The organism is Planctomonas sp. JC2975, assembly GCF_012985205.1.
Lineage (GTDB): Bacteria > Actinomycetota > Actinomycetes > Actinomycetales > Microbacteriaceae > Humibacter.
The window spans coordinates 98,678-118,424 of the sequence record NZ_JABEKS010000001.1 but is presented as its reverse complement, the minus strand read 5'-3'; the positions used below and the strand labels follow the sequence as shown (position 1 = coordinate 118,424).

Genomic DNA, 19,747 nt, shown 5'->3' with positions numbered 1-19,747 from the left:
GCGGCGTACAGTCAACGGTAACCGTGCCCGCGGAGGCGAGCAACGACATCCGGTCGAACAGGTCGGCGTGTCGCGGTCGCGCGCCACTCACTGCGCCAGCCGCGCGAGGGCGGCTCGAACGATGCCCGATCGCACCGTTTCCAGATCGTCTGCGAGTTCCCGGCCGAGTTCGCCGGCACGGGCACGCGCGCTCGTGTCGGAACGCCGTGCGACGGGTGCCAGCGCAGTCTCGATGAGACCGATGTCCCGCTCGGCCGAAGCCCGCAGGCCACGCAGGTGGCGCGGCTCGATTCCGCTCCGGTGCAGTTCGACGAGCGCCTTGAGCACGGTGAGCTGGTCCTCTCCGTACACGTCGGCGGGGACGATGAGCGATGAGGCGATAGCCTCCTGAAGAAGCGCGGGAGCGGCATCCGCTTCGCTCAACAGTTCTTCCCTGCTGAAGCGTCGGCCCGTTGAGAGAATGCTCGGCCGTGTGGGGCCCGTCGCACCGGGGATGATCGGGGTGCGGCCGGCGTCCTGCTCGGCGAGATATCCGCGGATCACCTTCAGCGGCAAATAGTGCTCTCGCTGCAGGGTGAGGATGGTGCGGAGTCGCTCGACGTCATCCGCGCAGAACTTGCGGTACCCCGATGCCGTGCGAGCGGGCGTGACGAGCCCCTGCTCCTCGAGGAACCGCAGTTTGGACGGCGCCAGGTCCGGGAAGTCCGGGGTCAGCTGCGCAAGCACCTGACCGATGCCGAGGAGCGGTCCACGGGCTGCCGCGGATTCGCGCGCCTGGGTGGACTCGCGGGACATCAGGCCGACGCTGACGCGTCCAGGTCGGAGCGGGCGGCGTAGAACGTGAGCCGGAACTTGCCGATCTGCACCTCGGCACCGTCGCTCAGGATGGCGCTCTCCACGCGGACGCCATCGAAGTACGTGCCGTTGAGCGACCCGAGGTCCTTGACCTCGAACACGTTCCCGTGGCGGATGAACTCCGCATGCCGACGTGACACCGTCACGTCGTCGAGGAAGATGTCGGCATCGGGGTGCCGGCCGGCCGTCGTGATGTCGGCGTCCAAGAGGAACCGCGCACCCGTGTTGGGTCCGCGTCGCACGATCAAGAGGGCCGATCCGCTCGGCAATGCACCTATAGCCTCGCGCTCTTCGGGAGTGACTCCAGCCGCCTGCGCGTTCATCGCTGCGGCGAATTCCTCACCGAAGCCCGCGGTCGTGTCGTCTCCCCCGGCTCGCTGCGCTTCGCGGTTCGGGTCGTTCTGCTCAGCCACCGTCGACCTCCTCTCCGGAAAGCGTATCGGATGCCACGCCATCGTTGGCAGGCGCGCGCCGCACCACCCGGGCGGTTTCGCGAACATAGAGGATGCCGGCCCACCAGTACAGGAACGCACCCCAAAGGGCTATCGCCCAGCCGATGGGCTGCGACGCCCAGGCGATCTCGTGGAAGGCCTCGCCCAGCATCAGCACAGGGAGCGCCACGAGGAGCGCGAACGTCGCCACCTTGCCGAGATGGTGCACGGGGAGCGGACCGTGTCCGTGGTTCGCCAGCACGATGCCGAGGATGAGGAGCATCACGTCCCTGGCGATGATCGCGATCACGAGCCACCACGGCAGCAGGTCCCGCCAGGCGAGGCCGATCAGGGCGGCGAAGATGTACAGCCGATCCGCTGCCGGGTCGAGCAACTGGCCGAGGCGCGATACCTGGCCGAGGCGTCGGGCCAGATATCCGTCGAAGAAGTCCGTCACGCTGGCGATGATGAGCACGACAAGCGCCCACGCATCCCAGGCGGCGATGACGAACCACAGGAAGACAGGAACCAGCGCGAGCCGGAAGAAGCTCAGCAGATTGGGGACGGTCAGCACTCGCGAGGAGACCGTGCCGGATGCCTGTGCCACGCCTCGCAATCTTAGGCTGCCTCGGCCGTGATCGCTGACGACCCTCGATCGGGTGACGGGTTGCGGAGGCTCCTGGGATGACGCCGGCTGTCCCCTGGCCTCGTAGCGCTCCGCGCCGCACCTGTGTGCGCTGGCGGGGACGGCGGCGGCCCTAGAATCCGAAGCATGTCCCCCGTGATCGTGTGCCTGTGGATCCTCGCCGCCATCTGCGTCGCGACGTGGGTGCTGTCGTTGATCACGAAGGAATACTCCTGGGTCGACCGGATCTGGTCGCTGGTCCCCGTCGCCTATGTGTGGGTCTATGCCGTGGCCGCAGGGATGACGGACGTGCGGCTGGATGTGATGGCCGCGCTCGTCACGCTGTGGGGAGCGCGCCTCACCTTCAACTTCGCCCGCAAGGGCGGCTACGCACCGGGCGGCGAGGACTATCGCTGGGCGTTCCTGCGCTCGAGGATCGCTGGCTGGAAGTGGTTCCTGTTCAACCTCTTCTTCATCGTGATCTACCAGAACGTGCTGCTCTTTCTGATCACGCTCCCCGCGTGGACGGCGTACCAGCATCGCACGCCGTTCACTGTGCTGGACGTCGTCGCTGTCGTCGTGTTCCTCGCCTTCCTCGTCGGGGAGACCGTTGCCGATCAGCAGCAATGGGACTTCCACCATTGGAAGGCGTCGGAAGTCGTGGCAGGACGCGAGCCGTCTCCGCGCTTCCTCCAGTCGGGCCTGTTCCGCTTCTCGCGGCACCCCAACTTCTTCTTCGAGCAGGCGCAGTGGTGGGTGGTGTTCTTCTTCGGGGCGATCGCCGCCGGATCCGTGCTGCAATGGACGGTGCTCGGCGCTGTCCTCCTCACAGCGCTGTTCATCGGTTCGACCGTGTTCACGGAGAGCATTTCGCGCAGGCGGTATCCGGAGTACGCGGATTACCAGGCCACGACGTCGCCGATCGTCCCGTGGCCGCCGCGGCGCAGGGCGGCTGAGGCAGCCACACGCTGATCCCGGCACGCGTCGCCGGAGCTCCAACCTGCGCCGCGCCTCGCCACGGTATCGTGCGCCTGGATTAACGTGGAGGGCATGTCGTGCATCCGGTTCAACACTCCTGCCCAGCGTGAGGCGATGCGGCGTGCAGCGCCCGCCATGCTGACGGCGGAGGAGGCTGCCGCACTGCATCCCATGCCGCCGTTGACGGACAGCAAGATCCGCCGGCTGCGACTGCTCGCCCAGCACGAGAACCCGAAGATCCGGGAGAGCGTTGCGAGCAACTACAACACGCCGGCCGACCTGTTCGAGACCCTGGCTCACGATCCGGACGCCGGGGTGCGTGGCTGCGTCGCGCGCAACGAGGCGACTCCGTGCGACGTGCTGCGGGAACTCGCATCCGACGGGTCGGAGACCGTGCGCGGCTGGGTCGCCGTGAACTACTTCGTGCCCGACGACGCCATGGAGCGACTGGCGCAGGACGCCAGTTCGACGGTCCGCGCGCTCGTGAGGTGGAAGGAATCGCTCGCCGAGGACGTGACCGTCCCCCTGGGCTGACGGCCAGCGGTAGCCCGATCCCGCGCCGGGCGGAGCGTCTCAGGCGAGGGCGTCGAACGCTCGCAGCAGGCCGCCGGGCGATGCCGTTGAAGCGCCGAGGGCTGTCACCCGATCTGCGAGTCCCCTGTCCGCGGTGACGACGATCGCCTGATCCGGCCGCGACAGCGAGCGCACCTGTTCCACGATCGCGGAATCTCCGTCGGTTTCGGCGCGAACGATGGTGAGGGAATTCGGATGCTCGGAGTCGGGCATCCGCTTCGCCTCGCCTTCTAGCACCACCACGACGCTCGGCCACCACGCGTGATGGGGCAGACCGAGCGCGTCGGCGGGCCAGCCCACCTGGTCCAGGGTCGCCAGCCGGTGCACGAGCCGTGCCGCGGCACCCGCGCGGTCGCGCCACCAGCCGTCGGGTCGGGACCCCACGACATTGGCGGCGTCGACGATGACGACGGGATCGCGGCCCAGGTCGTCGCGCAGCTGCGGCCAGCGCTCGGCGAATCCCGGGTGCAAAGGCAACGACGCTACCTCGTCGACGGGGACCCAGCACACCTCGATGCTCTCGGCATCGCCGATCACCGGCTCGAAGAACTCGCTCGTCGCCGCCACGACCGTGGAGTAGGACCACCAGCCGAGGTCGAGCAGGGAGAGGAACCGCGGTCGCACCGACGCCGAAGGGACTCCGGCCTCCTCCGAGGCCTCCCGAATGGCGCCTTGCTGCGCGCTCTCCCCTTTGTGGCGTGCGCCGCCGGGCAGACCCCACGTGCCGCCGAAGTGGCTCCACTCCGCGCGATGCTGGAGCAGCACCCCGGCATCGGGAAGCGTGACCAGCAGTCCAGCCGCGCCGAACGTGCCCCAGAATCGGCGGCCGTCCGGACCGTTCACCCAGCCGTCGCCGCTTCCGAGCGGACGTCTCTCCAGCACCATGCTGCTAGACCGCCGTCTCGCTGAGCACGCGCGCTGCGAGTACGCATCGGCGTTCGGGGACGGACGAAGACGTGCAGGACCTCATCCGCCCAGTCTTCCAGCCGAACGCGGCCCGCCGATGAGCCGATCCCCGTCGTGTCCGGAGATGACGCACGGTCTGCGTCAGCCCGCCTTCTTGCGGGATCCGCGGGTCGCCCGCTCGCCGCTCACCTTAGAACCGCCGGCCTTCCCGGCCGATGCCGCACTCCCCTTCTCGCCGCGGTTCTTCTCGACACTGCGCCTCAGCGCCTCCATGAGGTCGAGGACCTCGCCCTTCTCCCCCTCTGACTCTTGGCCGAACGTGGCCTCGGTGTCGATGGTGTCGCCCTGCTCGAGCTTGGCGTCGATGAGCTTCTGGAGCTGGATCTGGTAGTCGTCGTCGTACTTCTCCGGCTCGAAGTCGCTCTCGTAGCTCGCCACGAGCTTCGACGACATGTCGAGCTCTTTGTCGGTGATCTGCACGGTCTCCGACAGGCTCGAGAACTCCGGTTGTCGCACCTCGTCGGCCCAGAGCAAGCCCTGCAACATGAGGATGCCGTCTCGCACGCGCAGCGCACCGAGTCGCGTCTTCTGGCGCAATGCGAACTTGACGATGGCGGTGCGGTTGGTGGCCTCCAGGGTCTGCCGGAGGAGCACGTACGCCTTCGAGGAGCGGGAATCGGGCTCGAGGAAGTAGCTGCGCTCGAACATGATCGGATCGACCTGGTCGTCGGGAACGAACTCGACCACTTCGATCTCGTTGCTGCGCTCCTCCGGCAAGGACGAGAGGTCCTCATCCGTCAGCACAACCGTCTGGTCGCCGGAGTCGTAAGCCTTCACGATGTGCTCGTACGGGACGATCTCCCCGTCGATCTCGCAGCGACGCTGGTAGCGGATGCGTCCGCCATCCTTGTCGTGCACCTGGTGCAGCGACACGTCGTGGTCTTCCGTCGCGCTGTAGATCTTCACCGGCACGTTGACCAGTCCGAACGCGATGACGCGCTTGCCGATGGCTCGCATACCGTCTATTGCACCGCCCGAGACGCGGTTCGACAACCCTTGGACCCTCAGGCGTAACGTCGTTCCCATGACAGCGGGGGGCGCTTCGGACGGTGCAGGGCCGACCGTGGTGGAGGTCGACGGGCATCGGATCAAGCTTTCGAACCTGGACAAGGTGCTGTATCCGGAGACCGGCACCACCAAGGGCGACGTGCTGTCGTACTACGCCAGGATCGCCGATCACCTGATCGAGCACGCCCATGGCAGACCGGCCACGCGCAAGCGATGGGTGAACGGGGTCGGGACGGCGGAGCATCCCGGGCAGCCGTTCTTCCAGAAGAACCTGGATGAGGGGACGCCGGCCTGGGTGCCCCGCGTGAGCATCCAGCACAGCGATCACGTGAACGTGTATCCGCTCGTGAACGAGCCCGCCGTGCTGACCTGGCTGGGGCAGATCGCCGCGCTCGAGATCCACGTGCCGCAGTGGCAGGCAGGCCCGCGTGGCGCGCGGCGCAATCCCGATCGGCTGGTGCTGGACCTCGACCCCGGCGATGGCGTTGGCCTGCTGGAGTGCGCGGAGGTCGCCGGCTGGGCGCGGGACATCCTGTCCGGCATGGGGCTGGACCCGGTTCCCGTGACGAGCGGGAGCAAGGGCATCCACCTCTACGCGCGACTGGACGGCAGGCAGACGTCCGACCAGGCGTCGCAGGTGGCCCACGAACTGGCGCGTGCACTCGAGGCCGACCATCGTGGCGAGGTGATCAGCACGATGAAGCGCGTCGATCGGGCGGGCAAGGTCTTCATCGACTGGAGCCAGAACAACTCCAACAAGACGACGATCGCGCCGTATTCGCTGCGCGGACGCGCCCATCCGACCGTCGCGACGCCCAGGACCTGGCGGGAGCTCGCATCGCCGAAGCTGCGTCAACTCGACTACGAGGAAGTGCTCGACCGCGTTGCGAAGAAGGGCGATCCCTTGGCGGATGCTCGTCCGCACGCGATCGACGCCGGCGCCCAGAAGCCCGAGCGAGGCGATGCTGGAAGGGCTCGGGATCGGCTGACCGTCTACCGCAGCAAGCGCGATGCCGACAAGACGCCCGAACCCGTGCCTGCCGGAACCCCGGCCACGACATCCGGTCGCTCGTTCGTGATCCAGAAGCATGCCGCGAGACGGCTGCACTACGACTTCCGCCTGGAGCGCGATGGAGTGCTGGTCAGCTGGGCGTTGCCCAAAGGCGTGCCGACGGACACGAAGACGAATCATCTCGCGGTGCACGTCGAGGATCATCCGCTCGACTACGGCGGCTTCCACGGGGACATTCCGCACGGGGAATACGGCGCAGGTCACGTCGACATCTGGGACTCCGGCGTCTACGACCTGGAGAAGTGGCGCGGGGGCGAGGAGGTCATCGTCACGCTGCATCCGTCGCCGGACGGCGGTCTCGGCGGTAAGCCGGTGAAGGTCGCGCTCATCCACACGGGCAAGTCCGGCGCCGGCGGATCCGGAGACGACAAGAACTGGCTGATCCATCGCATGGTCGCCGACCGCGTGCGCAAGGACTACTCCCCCATGCTCGCGACCCTCGGCACTCAGGCCGAGCTCGAGCACGACCCTGAGCGGTGGGCGTTCGAGGACAAGTGGGACGGCATCCGGGCAATCGCGTACGTGACCGACGGCGCCGTTCGCCTCGTGACCCGCAACGGGAACGATGTGACGGCGCAGTATCCCGAGCTGACCGGGATCGCGGACGGCGTGCGCTCCCCCGTCGTGATCGACGGTGAGATCGTCGCGCTCGACGACGGGCGTCCCGATTTCGGCCTGCTCCAGCAGCGGATGAACCTGCAGGACGAGGCCGAGATCTCACGCGTCGCGAACCGGGTACCCGTGCGGTACTACGTGTTCGACATCCTGGAACTCGACGGGCACGACATCACCGGCGAGGAGTACGAGGTGCGACGCGCGGCGCTCGAGCACGTCGTCGCCGACCGGCACCGGGGCGTGCTCCAGGTGCCGGACACTGTCGACGGGCCGATCGATGCAGCGATGAAGCAGAGCCGTTCCGCCGGATACGAGGGCATCGTCGCGAAGGACCGCAGGTCCACCTACGCTGCGGGGCGGCGATCCACCTCGTGGATCAAGGTGAAGCATCACTCCACGCAAGAGGTCGTCGTCGGCGGATGGAAGCCGGGCGAAGGCCGACGCGAGAACGGGGTCGGATCGCTCCTGCTCGGCATCCCGGACGGGGACGCACTCGCCTACGTCGGAAAGGTGGGGACCGGATTCGGTGACGCGGAGCTGGACGAGATCGCCGAGCGACTCGTCGGTGTCGCCAGCGATACGGACCCGTTCGACGACATTCCCGCCGCCGATGCCCGCGGGGTGCGGTGGGTCGAACCCGTGTTCGTCGGCGAGGTGGAGTTCGCCGAATGGACCAGGGGCGGCAGGCTCCGTCAACCGTCGTGGCGCGGATGGCGCACCGACAAGGATCCGAAGGACGTCGTGCGCGAGAGCTCGTGAACGGAGAACCCGGGCGCGACAGAAGGTCGCTGGGCTCGGATCAGGCCGGCGCTCCGACGGCTGCCGGGTGGTCGCAGTCGCGGCCGCGGTTCAGGCGCCGGGCTGCGCCCTGACCGCCTCGCCCGCCGCGGCACGTTCGTCAGCCTCGAGCGCCTCGTTGACCAGACCGCGGACGATCGACTCCCAGTCGGAGCCCTCGTAGTCCGTCTCGGTCTGCCCAGCGATCACGCCGCCGTACACGGGTTCGTGCTCCTCGCCTTCGGGCGACATGACCGTCAGGGATCCGATGGTGCGTCCGTCGTCCGAACGCACCGCCCAGTCCTCGGGACCGAGGCGATGGATGACGTATCCGACGCCCCTGTGGTCGAAGTGCACGGTGTCGTTCTCGAGGATGGACGCGATCATCGCTGTCTCCCTTGTCCGGTGGTGCTGTGGCAGTGCGGTGGTCCGGCGAGTCTGATCGCCGATGGTGTCGCCGAAAGGACGGGCACGGAGGGAACGGTGTCAGGGTATCCCGGTTCGGGACGATCTCGGCGGAAATCCGCACTCACACGACTGAACGCTGTGCGGCCACCGCAGTGCGGATGGCAGCACCGACCGCCACATCGCCGCGCAGCTTCGCTGCCGCCTTCTCGGATGCCGACTTGCCTCGAACGCTCAGCAGCACCGCCGTCTCCGCCGGCAGGCCGAGCGAGAGCTCGTGCCCGCGATGCAGTTCGGATCCCAGTTCGGCGCCGATGACGAGAGCCAGGTTCGCCAGCCAGACCCACAACAGTGCGACGAGCAGCCCGCCGACCGTGCCGTAGATGCGGTTGTAGCTCGCGAAAGTCGCGGTGTAGAAGCCGAACGCGAGCGATCCGAGCACCATGACGACGACGGCGACGGCCGCGCCGGTCGCGACGTAGCGAAGGCGCAGGTGACGCAGGTTCGGTGCGCCGAAGAAGAGCACGACAACGGCCAGGATCACCGAGACGCCGATCAGCGGCCACTTGATCACCTCCCAGGTCGTGAACACGGCGTCTCCGACGCCGAGTGCCGTGCCGATCGTGCGTGCCAGCGGTCCGCTCAGCACGAGGGAGAGCACCACGAGCACGACGAGAACGAGTACGACGACCGTGATCAGCACCTGCTGCGAGCGCAGCACAACGGTGCTGCGTCCCTCGGAGACGCCGTAGATGCGATTGACGGCCCGGGTGAAGGCCCCGACATAGCCGGACGCCGACCAGACAGCGCCGACGATGCCGACCACGAGTCCGATGCCCGCTGCCGTCGACGAGGTCAGTTGGGTGACGAGCTCGGAAAGCACCGGTTGCACCTGCTGCGGTGCGACGGCGTCGACGACCTCGAGGAGGGTCTTGGATCCCTGGTGTCCGGCGCCGAGGAGGCCGAGCACGGAGACGAGTGCGAGGAGCGCGGGAAGAGCCGAGAGGACGGAGAAGTAGGTGAGGCCGGCGGCGAGGTCGGAGCATCCGTCTCGCCCGTATTCGCGCAGTGTGCGCGAGAGCACGTAGCTCCATGGCATGCGACCGTAGCGGGCGGATGACGCTGCCTTCGCCTCGCGTTTGCGCTGCGCCGCCTGTGCACGGGTCGGCTCCGCGGCAGAGGGATCCGGCTCGTCGTGCCGCGTGCGCGACTTCACGAGCTTGTCCGTGCGCTTCGACAGACGATCGGAGTGCTTCTTCGCCAGCCCGAGGGCATCCATGCTCGTCACGCTACGCCGACGGCGGCGGGGTCTCCCACCCCTTGCGCGTCGCGTCGCGATGGGGCAAGGGATGGTCCCGTCGAACGTGGAGTGCGGAAGAGCGGCTGCACGCGCGATGGCCCGGCGGGAATGATGATGGAGCCGGCAGCGTTGCCGCTCCATGCATTCGCATACACCTGAGACGTATGAAAAGGGGTCGCTGTGACCGTGCAGTTCGGACTGGACACATTCGGGGATGTCCCCCTCGACGAGGACGGCAAGCAGGGTCCAGGTGCGCAGACGATCCGCGATGTCATCGACGAGGCCGTGCTCGCGGACGAGCTCGGGATCGATGCCTTCGGCATCGGAGAGCACCACCGCGCGGACTTCGCGGTGAGCGCGCCGGACATCGTGCTGTCCGCGATCGCCGCCCGCACGAAGAACATCACCGTCGGCACGGCAGTGACCGTGCTCAGCTCGGATGATCCGGTGCGGGTGTACGAGCGATTCGCGACCCTGGACGCGCTCTCGAACGGCCGGGCGGAGGTAACGCTCGGACGCGGATCGTTCACCGAGTCGTTCCCCCTGTTCGGCTACGACCTGTCGCAGTACGAGAAGCTCTTCGAGGAGAAGCTGGAGCTGTTCAGCCTGCTGCGCGACGAGGATCCCGTCACGTGGGCAGGCACGGTGCGGGCGCCGCTGACGGACCAGCAGGTCTACCCGAAGACCGAATCCGGCCGCCTGAAGGCATGGGTGGGGGTCGGCGGCAGCCCGGAGAGCGTGATCCGGTCTGTTCGGTACGGGATCCCCATGGCGTTGGCCATCATCGGCGGCAACGCCGGGCGGTTCGCTCCCTATGTCGATCTGTACAAGCGTGCGCAGGAGCAGATGGGTCGCGACCCGATGCCGTTGGCCATGCACTCCCCCGGGTTCATCGCCGACACCGACGAGCTCGCCATGGACCAGCTGTATCCGTACCAGAAGGCGACCATGGACCGGATCGGCGCCGAGCGCGGCTGGGCTCCGCAGAGCAAGGAGCAGTACATCAGCGAGGTGCGCCACGGATCGCTCTACGTCGGTTCTCCGGAGACCGTCGCGAAGCGGATGGCTGAGGCGATCCGTGTGCTGGGGGTCGACCGCTTCGACCTCAAGTACGCGAACGGGCCGATGCCCCACGAACTGCTCGTGCACTCGATCGAGCTGTACGCGACGAAGGTGATCCCGCTGGTCCGCGAGCTTCTCGCGGAGTGACCTCACGCTTTCGTCGTGGGCAGCGTCTACCGTGTGATGATGCCCATGCCGTTCGAGAACGTCGTGCACACGCACGGCGGCGTGGTGCTGCGCGTGTGCCGATCGATCCTGCCGGTGCACGACGCGGACGACGCGTGGTCGGAGACCTTCCTTGCGGCACTGGACGCCTATCCGCGCCTCCCCGGCGACGCGAACGTCGAGGCGTGGCTGGTGACGATCGCACGACGCAAGTGCATCGACCTGCTGCGCGCCAAGGGCAGGCGTCCGATCACCGTCGAAGAGCTGCCAGAGGATCGCAGCGCGCTCGGGATCCCCGAGATCGCGGCGGAGTCCCGCGAAGAGTCGGCGCAGGTGGCGCGAGCCGTGTCGACGCTCCCTGAGCGTCAGCGTCAGGCGGTGACCTATCACTACCTGGGCGGACTGAGGTACCAGGAGGTCGCGGACATCATCGGCGGATCGACCGAAGCGGCGAGACGTGCGGCGGCAGACGGCATCCGCTCGCTTCGGCGCACGATGGGAGCGAAGCGATGACCACGAACGACATGCAGGAGCGGCTCAGCGCCCTGCACGACAGGCTGGAACGCGAGGCCGGCGAGCGCGGCCTCCTCGATGTGGCTTACCGGTACACGGACTCGCCGATCGGACGGCTGCTCGTCGCGGCCACCTCGAACGGGATCGTGCGCATAGCGTTCGAACGAGAGGGATTCGACACCGTGCTGCAGACCCTCGCCGACCGCGTGAGCCCCCGTGTGCTGGAGGCGCCGTTGCGGCTCGAGAAGGCGGTCGCCGAGCTCGGCGAATACTTCGAGCGCCGACGTACCGAGTTCGACCTGCCGCTCGACCACAGCCTCAGCCGCGGGTTCCGCGGCGAGGTGCAGCGGCTGCTGCCCACCATCGCGTACGGGCACACGGCCAGCTATGGTCAGCTCGCGGATGCCGCCGGTCGCCCCCGCGCGTTCCGTGCCGTTGGCACGGCCTGCGCCACGAACCCGCTGCCGGTGGTCGTGCCGTGCCACCGTGTGCTGCGCGGCGACGGATCCCTCGGCGGATACGCAGGCGGATTGGACGCCAAGCGCGCCCTCCTGCAGCTCGAGGCTGCGGCGTGAGCGACGTCGTTCCGCACGACGACATCGTGCTGTCCGGCAGGCTCGACCGCGACGTCGTGATGCGATCGCTCGTGAACCACAGCGTGCCGGGGGTCGAACGCATCGATCCGGTCGCCGGAACGGTCACGAGGCTGGTGCGCACGGCATCCGGCGTCGCCCCCGTCGCAGTCGACATCCGTGCGGAGGGTGTCGCCGTCCGCGGCGCGGCGGATCCGGAGACGGTCGAACTCGTCAGGGAGTGGTTCGACCTCGACACGGACCTCGATCGCATCACCAGGGCATTCGATCCCGATCCGGTGCTCGGTCCGCTGGTCCGGGAGCGGCCGGCGGTGCGCGTGATCGGGCATCCTGACGGCTTCGAGGCGGCCGTGCAGACGGTGCTCGGTCAGCAGGTGTCGCTCGCGGCGTGCCGCACGTTCACCGGACGCTTGGCCTTGGCGTACGGGTCCCCTGGAGCCGACGGGCTCATCGAGTTCCCGGATGCTGCGATCGTCGCAGCCGCAGAGCTCGAGGAGCTTCGCGCGGCGGTCGGGATCCCGCTCGCTCGGGCCCGCACGGTGATCGCCCTCGCGGGCGCGTTCGCCTCAGGGCTCCGGATCGGACGTTCCAGCGACCCCGGCGCAGTGCGGGCCGAACTGCTCGCCCTGCCGGGCATCGGACCCTGGACGGTCGACTACCTGGCGCTGCGCGTGCTGCGGGATCCCGACGCGTATCCGGTCGGCGATCTCGTGCTGCGCAGAGCGCTCGGGGGCGTCTCGCCCGCCGAGGCCCTTGAGCTCGGCGAGCGCTGGCGCCCGTGGCGCGCGTACGCCACCATGCACCTGTGGACGGCGGATGCTGCCGGCACCTCGGGTGCGTCATCCGTTCGGACATCCGGAGGCTGACCCTGTGCCGAGCGCGCGCTTCGGGGCATGATCGGCACATGGCCGAAACACTCCCAGCACCCATGCTCGCCAAGGCGATCCCCGCCGTTCCGGATCAGGACTCGGTGGCGGGCGGTCTGTCCTACGAACCGAAGTGGGACGGCTTCCGCGGCATCGTCGCGGTGAGCGAGCCCGACGCGAGCGGTGACCGAGAAGTCGAGATCGGCAGCCGCGGATCCAAGCCGCTCACCCGGTACTTCCCCGAGCTTGTCGCCGCATTCGCCGCCCAGCTGCCGCACTGCGTGCTGGACGGGGAGATCGTGCTGCAACGCGGCGAACCCGGCTCCGAGCGGCTGGACTGGGAGGCACTGTCGCAGCGCATCCATCCGGCCGCGAGCCGCATCGCGATGCTGTCGGAGACCACACCGGCGATGTTCGTCGCGTTCGATCTGCTCGAGCTCGAGGGCGACGATCTCATGGACCGTCTGTTCGCCGAGCGACGTGACGCGTTGGAGTCGCTCGCGGCGGATTGGGCCCATCCGCTGCACCTGTGCCAGACGACAACGGATGTCGGCCTCGCCCGACGCTGGCTCGTCGAGTTCGAGGGCGCCGGGTTGGACGGCGTCGTCGCCAAGCCGCTGAACGCACCGTATGCGCCGGGCAAGAGGACCATGCTCAAGGTGAAGCACCACCGCACGGCCGATGTGGTGCTGCTCGGATACCGCGTGCACGCCAGCGGACACGGCGTCGGATCGTTGCTGCTGGGGCTCTACGACGCCGACGGAATGCTGCGTAGCGTCGGCGGGGCATCCGCGTTCAGCGACAAGCGACGACTGGAGCTCGTTGACGAACTGGCACCGCTCGTGGAACGCGACGCGGACGGCAACGCCGTCACCGGTGAAGGCGAACGCAGTCGCTTCTCCTCCAGCAAGGACGTCTCATTCGTCAAGCTGCGCCCGGAACGCGTACTCGAGGTGCGGTACGACCAGCTCGAGGGGATGCGCTTCCGCCACACCGTGCAGTTCGAGAGGTGGCGGGACGACCGCGAGCCCGAATCGTGCAGGTTCGACCAACTCGAGGTGCCGGCAGCGTACGACCTGTCACGCGTGCTGAAGTAGCGGCGAACGCTCTTCGATCGGCGAAGCGTCTACCCCTCGCTGACTCGATTGCCGTCGGCGTCCCAGTTGTCGGCGACCTTCTTGCTCGGCTGCACGCGTGGCGGCTCGCCCGGCATCTTCGGGAAATCGGGCGGGAACGGCATCTCGCCGAGGCCGTTCGCCACGTCGCGGTCCCACCACGACAACAGCACGTCGATGCCGCCCGGGCGCTCGCCGAAGTCAGCCCATGGGTCGCCGACGTCCGCCAGCCGCTGAGGCATCGTGAGGACCGTGAAGGCGCGCGGATCCACTCCCTCCAGCTCGTCCCACGTGACGGGGCACGACACAGGTGCGTGCGCGAGCGCACGCGGGCTGTATGCGCCGGCCATCGTGCGGTCGCGGTTCGCCTGGTTGAAGTCGACGAAGATCTTCTCGCCGCGCTCCTCCTTCCACCAGGCGGTGGTGACGGCATCCGGCATGCGGCGTTCCAGCTCGCGGGCAGCGGCGATGACCGCGTGCCTGACCTCCAGGAACTCGTGTTCGGGGCGAATCGGTGCGAACACGTGCAGCCCGCGATTGCCGGACGTCTTGACGTACGCCTCGAGACCGGCATCCGAGAGCACCGTGCGGAGCTCGATGGCGGCCGGGACGGCGTCGGTGAAGTCGGTGCCGGGCTGCGGGTCGAGATCGATGCGCAACTGGTCGGGATCGTCCGAATCCCCGGCGCGAGACGCCCACGGATGGAAGACGACGGTGCCCATCTGCACCGCCCAGACGATCGCAGCCGGCTCATCCAGCACGAGTTGCGGATGCGAGCGCTTGCTCGGATACACGACAGTCACGTCGCGCACGTACGACGGCGTGCCGCGCGGCGGGTTCTTCGAGAAGAACTGCTCGCCGTCGATCGTGTCGCGGAACCGCTGCAGCGAGACGGGCCTGTCGCCGTTCGCCTTCAGGAACGGATCCGCGACGGTGACGGCGTACTGCGCGAGGTCGAGTTTGGTGATCCCCGCCTCCGGGTACACGATGCGTCCCGGGTGACTGATGCGCACCGACCGCGGGCCGTGCGGCCCGTCGACGTCGAGCGTGGTCTCGTCTGCCATGCGCTCCAGTATCAGGCTTGGCCGGAGATGTTTGCCATCCAGGCCACGCCGAACCGGTCGACCAGCATGCCGAACCAGTCTCCCCACGGCGCCTGGGCGAGCGGCTCCGTGATGGTCGCTCCCTGAGACAGGCCGTCCCAGTAGCGGCGCAGGGTCGGCTCGTCGTCGCCGCTCAGGGAAACGGTGATCGCGCCGCCCGGCGCGTACTCCATGCGGTTCGGCGTGTCGGAACCCATCAGCGTGATGCCGCCGGGAGCTGTGAGCTGGGAGTGCATGACCTTGTCGAGCTCGCTCTCGTCCTCCGTCATGTGGAAGTCGCGGAACGTGCTCACGGTGAGGTCGCCGCCGAAGACGGATTGGTAGAACTCCATCGCCTGACGCGCGTTGTCGCGGAAGCTCAGATAGGGATTGAGGACGACGGACATGACTGGATCTCCTTCATCGGTCTCAGCCGGGTATCCGGTGCCGACATCCGCGGCCCGACCGCATCGTGTGGTGGTGTGGCGCTCTGTCCTTCACACGCGGACGCGGACCGATCGGATGACGACGGACGCCGTTCACGCGCGTTCTGCGCCTCACGCTACCCGCGGCATCCGCCGGCGTCAGCCCTCGTCCGAAAACTCGTCGGCATCTTGCAGCAGCGCAGGAATGTCTGCGACTCCGGGCAGCAAGTGGGTGTGCGGATGCCTGCCCAGCCTCGCCGCGTCGGCCGCACCCGTGAGCACCCCCACCACGTACCGCGCCCCGGCGTTCACGCCGGCGCCGAGGTCATTGGCCGTATCACCTGCGACAAGGACCTCAGCGACGCTGCGCACTCCCGTCGCCTCCATGGTGCGGAACACGAGGTAGGGAGCAGGACGGGATGCCGTGACATCATCGGCCGTGACGAGAGCGTCGATGTCCTCACCGATCCGCCACCCGGCTGCCACCAGGAGCGGCTCGGCGACCGCGCGCGTGTATCCGGTCTGGAGTGCGACCTTCACGCCGCGCTTGCGCAGTCTCCGCACGGCCTTGCGCACGCCGGGGAAGAGCTGCGCAGGAGTTGCGGCATACGCGTCGTCGAGCCGGCCCGAGAACGCGGCGAACACCTCGTCCGCTCGCCCAGGGTCGGCACCGAGGTCGGTGAGCAGGCCGATGATGGCCTCGCGCTTGTCCGTTCCGGTCCAGGCGGCGAGCATCTCGGACGGAACGGGTCGGCCGACAGCATTCGCGACGCTGGAGGCGAGCACGTCGTAGACGACACCGCCTTCATCGATCGTGGTGCCTGCCATGTCGAGCGAGACGAGTCTGATGGTCACGAAGTGCTCCCCTGGTCGGGACGGTCGGTTGCGGTGGTGAGCTGACGGGCGACGAACGGCCGTTGCGGCTGATGCGTCCTTGCGTTGCGCACGACGAGGTCGGCGCGGTCGGTGCGGTAGCGGTCATCCGAGACCTCCAGGACGTCGCCGTCTGCCGACGTGGTCACCCTGCGAACACGCAGCAGCGGCGTACCCTGCGCGACGTGCAGGTGCTCGGAATCGACGGCGTCCGCCGCGATCGCATCGATGGTGTGCTCGCCGTGGTCGAGCGGAACCCCGCGGTCGATCAGGTAGTCGAAGAGCGATCCGGCGTCTGTGTCGAAGTCGAACAGCAGTCGGCCGACCTCGGCCACGAACGCCGTGCGCTCCAGCATGGCGGGCTCGCCATCGATCGAGCGGATGCGCAGCAGCTGCACAGCGAGGTCATCCGTTTCGATGCGGAGCTGTGAGGCCAGGACCGGATCCGGACGGCGCAACGCGAGTTCGATGGTGTGCTGCCCCGGCCTGTGTCCGATGGCGCTCACCCAGGCCGAGAACGAGAAGAAGTCGTCGATGGACTGGGCGAGCGGTGCGCGTGTGACCGTCGGCACTCTCCCCTGGCTGGTCTCGATCAGGCCCTCGGCACTCAGCGCCGACATCGCCTGCCTGATGGGCCCTCTTGACGCCCCGAACCGTGCGCACAATTCCGCCTCGCTGGGCAAGGCGTCGCCAGGTGCGAGATCGCCGCTCAGGATCCGGTCCCGGATCGACGTGCGGACCAGTTCGTGGAGTGGCACCCTCATAGCTTGACTATAGATGTTGTCAACTCACCAGCCGGCGAGAAGTCCGACACCGAATGTTCACCTTCCGTTGGCCCATGAATGCGGACGATGAAGCGATCGGTGAACATCTCATGACAAGTCGATGGAATCGGTCGATCGCACGCCTAGGCAGCACGCAGACTCTGTGACGTGAGCCCCCATCACTCCCCCGCCGACCGACATCTCGATCGCGCTGACGCTGCGCACCTCGATGCGATCGAGGACGATTCCCGGCATGTCGACCTGCTCGTCGTGGGTGCCGGCATCATCGGGCTCGCCCACGCCTGGCACGCCGCTCGCCGCGGGATGTCCGTGCTCGTGATCGAACGCGACGAGCGCGCGGTGGGGGCCAGCATCCGCAACTTCGGGCACATCTGCACCACAGCCCAGGCGGGACTCGCGCGGGAGTACGCGCTGGATGCCCGCGAAGAGTGGTTGCGCGTCGGGTCAGAGGCGGGAATCCCGGTGCGCACGGACGGAACGCTCGTGCTGGCGCGCACGGCCGCCGAACTCGCTGTGCTGGAGGAGTTCGCCGCCGGTCGCGACGACGAGGTTCGGATGCTGACACCAGGTGAGGCCGCTTCGCTCGCGGGCTTCGAGACGCCCGGCCTCCTCGCCGGTGCACACCTGCCGAACGACCTGAGGGTCGACTCGCCCGACGCCGTGCCTGCCCTGGCCCGTCATCTGGCAGACATCGGCGTGCAGTTCAGGTTCGGGGAGAACGCCCTGGAAGTCACCGGCGGCTTCGTGCGCACCACTCGTGCCGAGTACACGGCCGACTCCGTCGTGCTCGCCGTCGGCCACGACGTCGACCGGCACTACCCGGACCTCGCGGAACAGACCGGCGTGCAGCGCTGCCGTCTGCGGATGCTGGAGATCGACGCGCCCGACGGCATCCGCACCGCACCTGGCGTGTTCACCGGGACGTCACTGCTGCGGTACGACGGCTTCGCCTCGACCGAGGCCGCGGCCCGCCTGCGCGCCGAACTGACCGAGTCAGATCCCGAGCTCCTCGAGCACACCGTGAACCTCATGTTCACCCAGCGTCCCGATGGACGCCTCGTGATCGGCGACACCCACCACTACGCCACCACGCTGACGCCGTTCGAAGACGAGGAGCTCGACGACCTGCTGCTGGATCGATTCCACCGCCTGTTCGGAGCCGAACACCTGAGGGTGCGGCGCCGTTGGCGAGGCGTTTATGCCGCCGCGCAGAGCGGCCCCTTCCTGATGGCGAACCCCGAGCCGGGCGTCGCGGTCGCCACCGTGACCAGCGGGATCGGGATGACCACGGGTTTCGGTCTCGCCAGCGCCGTACTCGACGAGTTCGTGCTCGCACCGCACCGGGCCTGAACGCCCATTCCCACAACTCGCCGACCGCACCGACGGGGTCGCGCACCTCACCTCACCGACGACCAAGAGACAACCCGAACAAGGAAACCTGGAAGGACACTCCCATGGAAGAACACGCGACCACCCGCGGAGCGGGCTCGCGAGTCGCTCGCCGGCTCGCCATCGCCGGCACGATGGCTGCCGTCGTCGCCGTGGCCCTGACCGCCTGCTCCGGCGGAGCGAACACGGCCGACGCCGCTAACGCCAAGACGCTCACCTCAGCGCAGGCCCAGAAGGCGACCAGCGCCGAGGCGTTCGGCGGAATGGCCGGCCTCGTCGCCGCAGCCAACGCCGAGGGCCACCTCAACGTGATCACCCTGCCGCCGTCGTGGGCCAACTACGGCAAGATCATCGCCGGCTTCGAGAAGAAGTACCCGAAGATCAAGATCAACTCGGAGAACCCGAACGGGTCGAGCGCCGACGAGGTCTCCGCAGCCACGTCGCAGAAGGGGCAGACCACTGCACCGGACGTCTTCGACATCGGCACCGCTGTGCTCGACCAGAACCTCGACCTGATGGCCGACTACAAGGTGGCGACCTGGTCGGACCTGCCGGCGGACTTCAAGGATCCCAAGGGCAAGTGGTACTACGACTACACGGGCCTGATGTCGGTCGGCTACGACTCGAAGGTCATCAAGACGGCGCCGAAGAAGCTCAGCGATCTGCTGGGCGCCGACTACAAGGGAAAGGTCGCCATCAAGGGCGACCCGACCCAGGCGAACGAGGCGGCGAGCGCCGTCTACTGGGCCGACCTGCAGTCGGGCGGCAAGGCCGACGACATCCAGCCGGGCATCGACTTCTTCGGCAAGCTCAAGCAGGCGGGCAACTTCCTGTCGGTGCTGCCGACCCAGGCGACCGTCAACTCGGGCGAGACCCCGGTGGTCATCCAGTGGAGCTACAACAACCTGGCGTGGGGTCCCGCCGGCGGATCGGCCGGCAACCCCAACTGGAAGACCGTCGTGCTCCCGGGAACGGCTCTGGGCAGCTACTACAACCAGGCGATCAACGCGGACGCGCCGAACCCGGCAGCCGCTCGCCTCTGGGAGGAGTACATCTACAGTCCAGAGGTGCAGAACCTGTACCTGGCATCCGGCGCCTACCCGGCGACGCTGCAGGCGATGATCTCGAAGAAGACCGTTGACGAGGGCACCCTGAAGACGGTCGGCGAACCGCCGAAGAGCTTCGTGCAGCTCACTGCCGACCAGGCGACCGCGGCCGGGACCCTGCTGTCGTCCAAGTGGTCGTCCACCGTCGGCTGATCCTGCCTGCTTCCA

Annotated in this window: 21 protein-coding genes; 10 read left to right on the top strand and 11 right to left on the bottom strand. The window is 68.0% G+C overall.

The window, feature by feature from the left end; genetic code table 11:
* Positions 1-87 precede the first annotated feature (87 nt).
* Genes HII28_RS00590 through HII28_RS00580 form a run of 3 tightly spaced genes read right to left on the bottom strand, consistent with a single transcriptional unit; the run spans position 88 to position 1,893 of the window.
* Positions 88-795, bottom strand: coding sequence for a MerR family transcriptional regulator (locus HII28_RS00590; RefSeq protein WP_170023459.1), 708 nt, complete (start codon positions 793-795; stop codon positions 88-90).
* Entirely contained in the window at positions 795-1,268 is a 474-nt protein-coding gene (locus HII28_RS00585) for an FHA domain-containing protein (RefSeq protein WP_346769126.1), read from the bottom strand. Before HII28_RS00585 ends, HII28_RS00590 begins: the two co-directional genes overlap by 1 nt.
* On the bottom strand, positions 1,261-1,893 hold the full coding sequence (locus HII28_RS00580) for a CDP-alcohol phosphatidyltransferase family protein (RefSeq protein ID WP_346769125.1): 633 nt from the start codon (positions 1,891-1,893) through the stop codon (positions 1,261-1,263). Before HII28_RS00580 ends, HII28_RS00585 begins: the two co-directional genes overlap by 8 nt.
* 165 nt (positions 1,894-2,058) lie before the next feature.
* Here HII28_RS00580 and HII28_RS00575 point away from each other — a divergent pair, with 165 nt between their 5' ends.
* Together HII28_RS00575 and HII28_RS00570 are read left to right on the top strand one after the other, a co-directional pair.
* A complete protein-coding gene (locus HII28_RS00575) occupies positions 2,059-2,883 on the top strand; it encodes a DUF1295 domain-containing protein (protein ID WP_170023457.1) in 825 nt (274 codons plus the stop codon).
* A 78-nt stretch (positions 2,884-2,961) separates the two neighbouring features.
* A complete protein-coding gene (locus HII28_RS00570) occupies positions 2,962-3,423 on the top strand; it encodes a hypothetical protein (RefSeq protein ID WP_170023456.1) in 462 nt (153 codons plus the stop codon).
* Between the two features lie 39 nt (positions 3,424-3,462).
* Here HII28_RS00570 and HII28_RS00565 read toward each other — a convergent pair whose 3' ends face one another.
* Both HII28_RS00565 and HII28_RS00560 read right to left on the bottom strand, forming a co-directional pair.
* Positions 3,463-4,347, bottom strand: coding sequence for an NUDIX domain-containing protein (locus HII28_RS00565; RefSeq protein ID WP_170023455.1), 885 nt, complete (start codon positions 4,345-4,347; stop codon positions 3,463-3,465).
* A 162-nt stretch (positions 4,348-4,509) separates the two neighbouring features.
* Positions 4,510-5,385 (bottom strand): Ku protein, encoded by an 876-nt coding sequence (locus HII28_RS00560; RefSeq protein WP_170023454.1) that lies wholly within the window; start codon positions 5,383-5,385, stop codon positions 4,510-4,512.
* Between the two features lie 67 nt (positions 5,386-5,452).
* On the opposite strand from HII28_RS00560, the gene HII28_RS00555 reads away from it, so the two are divergent.
* Positions 5,453-7,882, top strand: a complete 2,430-nt coding sequence (locus HII28_RS00555) for an ATP-dependent DNA ligase (RefSeq protein WP_170023453.1) — start codon at positions 5,453-5,455, stop codon at positions 7,880-7,882.
* Positions 7,883-7,972: 90 nt separating this feature from the next.
* Here the strand turns inward: HII28_RS00555 and HII28_RS00550 are convergent, their stop codons facing one another.
* Entirely contained in the window at positions 7,973-8,287 is a 315-nt protein-coding gene (locus HII28_RS00550) for a hypothetical protein (RefSeq protein ID WP_170023452.1), read from the bottom strand.
* A 142-nt stretch (positions 8,288-8,429) separates the two neighbouring features.
* The gene (locus HII28_RS00545) at positions 8,430-9,584 is read right to left on the bottom strand and encodes a YihY/virulence factor BrkB family protein (protein ID WP_170023451.1); all 1,155 of its coding nucleotides are present in this window, start codon (positions 9,582-9,584) and stop codon (positions 8,430-8,432) included.
* Positions 9,585-9,785: 201 nt separating this feature from the next.
* Here HII28_RS00545 and HII28_RS00540 point away from each other — a divergent pair, with 201 nt between their 5' ends.
* The 5 genes from HII28_RS00540 to HII28_RS00520 are packed head-to-tail and all read left to right on the top strand — an operon-like array spanning position 9,786 to position 13,901.
* Complete coding sequence (locus tag HII28_RS00540; protein ID WP_170023450.1) at positions 9,786-10,814, top strand: LLM class flavin-dependent oxidoreductase; 1,029 nt, start codon at positions 9,786-9,788, stop codon at positions 10,812-10,814.
* A gap of 39 nt (positions 10,815-10,853) precedes the next feature.
* A complete protein-coding gene (locus tag HII28_RS00535) occupies positions 10,854-11,345 on the top strand; it encodes a sigma-70 family RNA polymerase sigma factor (protein ID WP_205864666.1) in 492 nt (163 codons plus the stop codon).
* A complete protein-coding gene (locus HII28_RS00530; RefSeq protein ID WP_170023449.1) occupies positions 11,342-11,920 on the top strand; it encodes a methylated-DNA--[protein]-cysteine S-methyltransferase in 579 nt (192 codons plus the stop codon). Before HII28_RS00535 ends, HII28_RS00530 begins: the two co-directional genes overlap by 4 nt.
* Positions 11,917-12,804, top strand: coding sequence for an AlkA N-terminal domain-containing protein (locus HII28_RS00525; protein ID WP_346769124.1), 888 nt, complete (start codon positions 11,917-11,919; stop codon positions 12,802-12,804). The genes HII28_RS00530 and HII28_RS00525 overlap by 4 nt, the downstream gene beginning before the upstream one ends.
* Positions 12,805-12,842: 38 nt before the next feature.
* Positions 12,843-13,901 (top strand): ATP-dependent DNA ligase, encoded by a 1,059-nt coding sequence (locus HII28_RS00520; protein ID WP_170023448.1) that lies wholly within the window; start codon positions 12,843-12,845, stop codon positions 13,899-13,901.
* Positions 13,902-13,930: 29 nt separating this feature from the next.
* Here HII28_RS00520 and ligD read toward each other — a convergent pair whose 3' ends face one another.
* The 4 genes from ligD to HII28_RS00500 form a co-directional block, all read right to left on the bottom strand.
* Positions 13,931-14,983, bottom strand: a complete 1,053-nt coding sequence (gene ligD / locus HII28_RS00515) for a non-homologous end-joining DNA ligase (RefSeq protein ID WP_170023447.1) — start codon at positions 14,981-14,983, stop codon at positions 13,931-13,933.
* A gap of 11 nt (positions 14,984-14,994) precedes the next feature.
* Positions 14,995-15,408 carry a VOC family protein gene (locus HII28_RS00510; protein ID WP_170023446.1) on the bottom strand — a complete coding sequence of 138 codons (414 nt, stop codon included), beginning with the start codon at positions 15,406-15,408 and terminating at the stop codon, positions 14,995-14,997.
* Between the two features lie 177 nt (positions 15,409-15,585).
* Entirely contained in the window at positions 15,586-16,281 is a 696-nt protein-coding gene (locus HII28_RS00505) for a phosphonatase-like hydrolase (protein WP_170023445.1), read from the bottom strand.
* Entirely contained in the window at positions 16,278-17,063 is a 786-nt protein-coding gene (locus HII28_RS00500) for a GntR family transcriptional regulator (protein ID WP_170023444.1), read from the bottom strand. Before HII28_RS00500 ends, HII28_RS00505 begins: the two co-directional genes overlap by 4 nt.
* Positions 17,064-17,231: 168 nt before the next feature.
* Between HII28_RS00500 and HII28_RS00495 the strand changes: the two genes are divergently transcribed.
* Together HII28_RS00495 and HII28_RS00490 are read left to right on the top strand one after the other, a co-directional pair.
* Positions 17,232-18,434 carry a TIGR03364 family FAD-dependent oxidoreductase gene (locus HII28_RS00495; RefSeq protein ID WP_346769123.1) on the top strand — a complete coding sequence of 401 codons (1,203 nt, stop codon included), beginning with the start codon at positions 17,232-17,234 and terminating at the stop codon, positions 18,432-18,434.
* Positions 18,435-18,538: 104 nt separating this feature from the next.
* Positions 18,539-19,732: an ABC transporter substrate-binding protein gene (locus HII28_RS00490; protein WP_240977188.1), complete on the top strand. Its 1,194-nt coding sequence runs from the start codon at positions 18,539-18,541 to the stop codon at positions 19,730-19,732.
* The last annotated feature ends 15 nt before the right edge of the window (positions 19,733-19,747 follow it).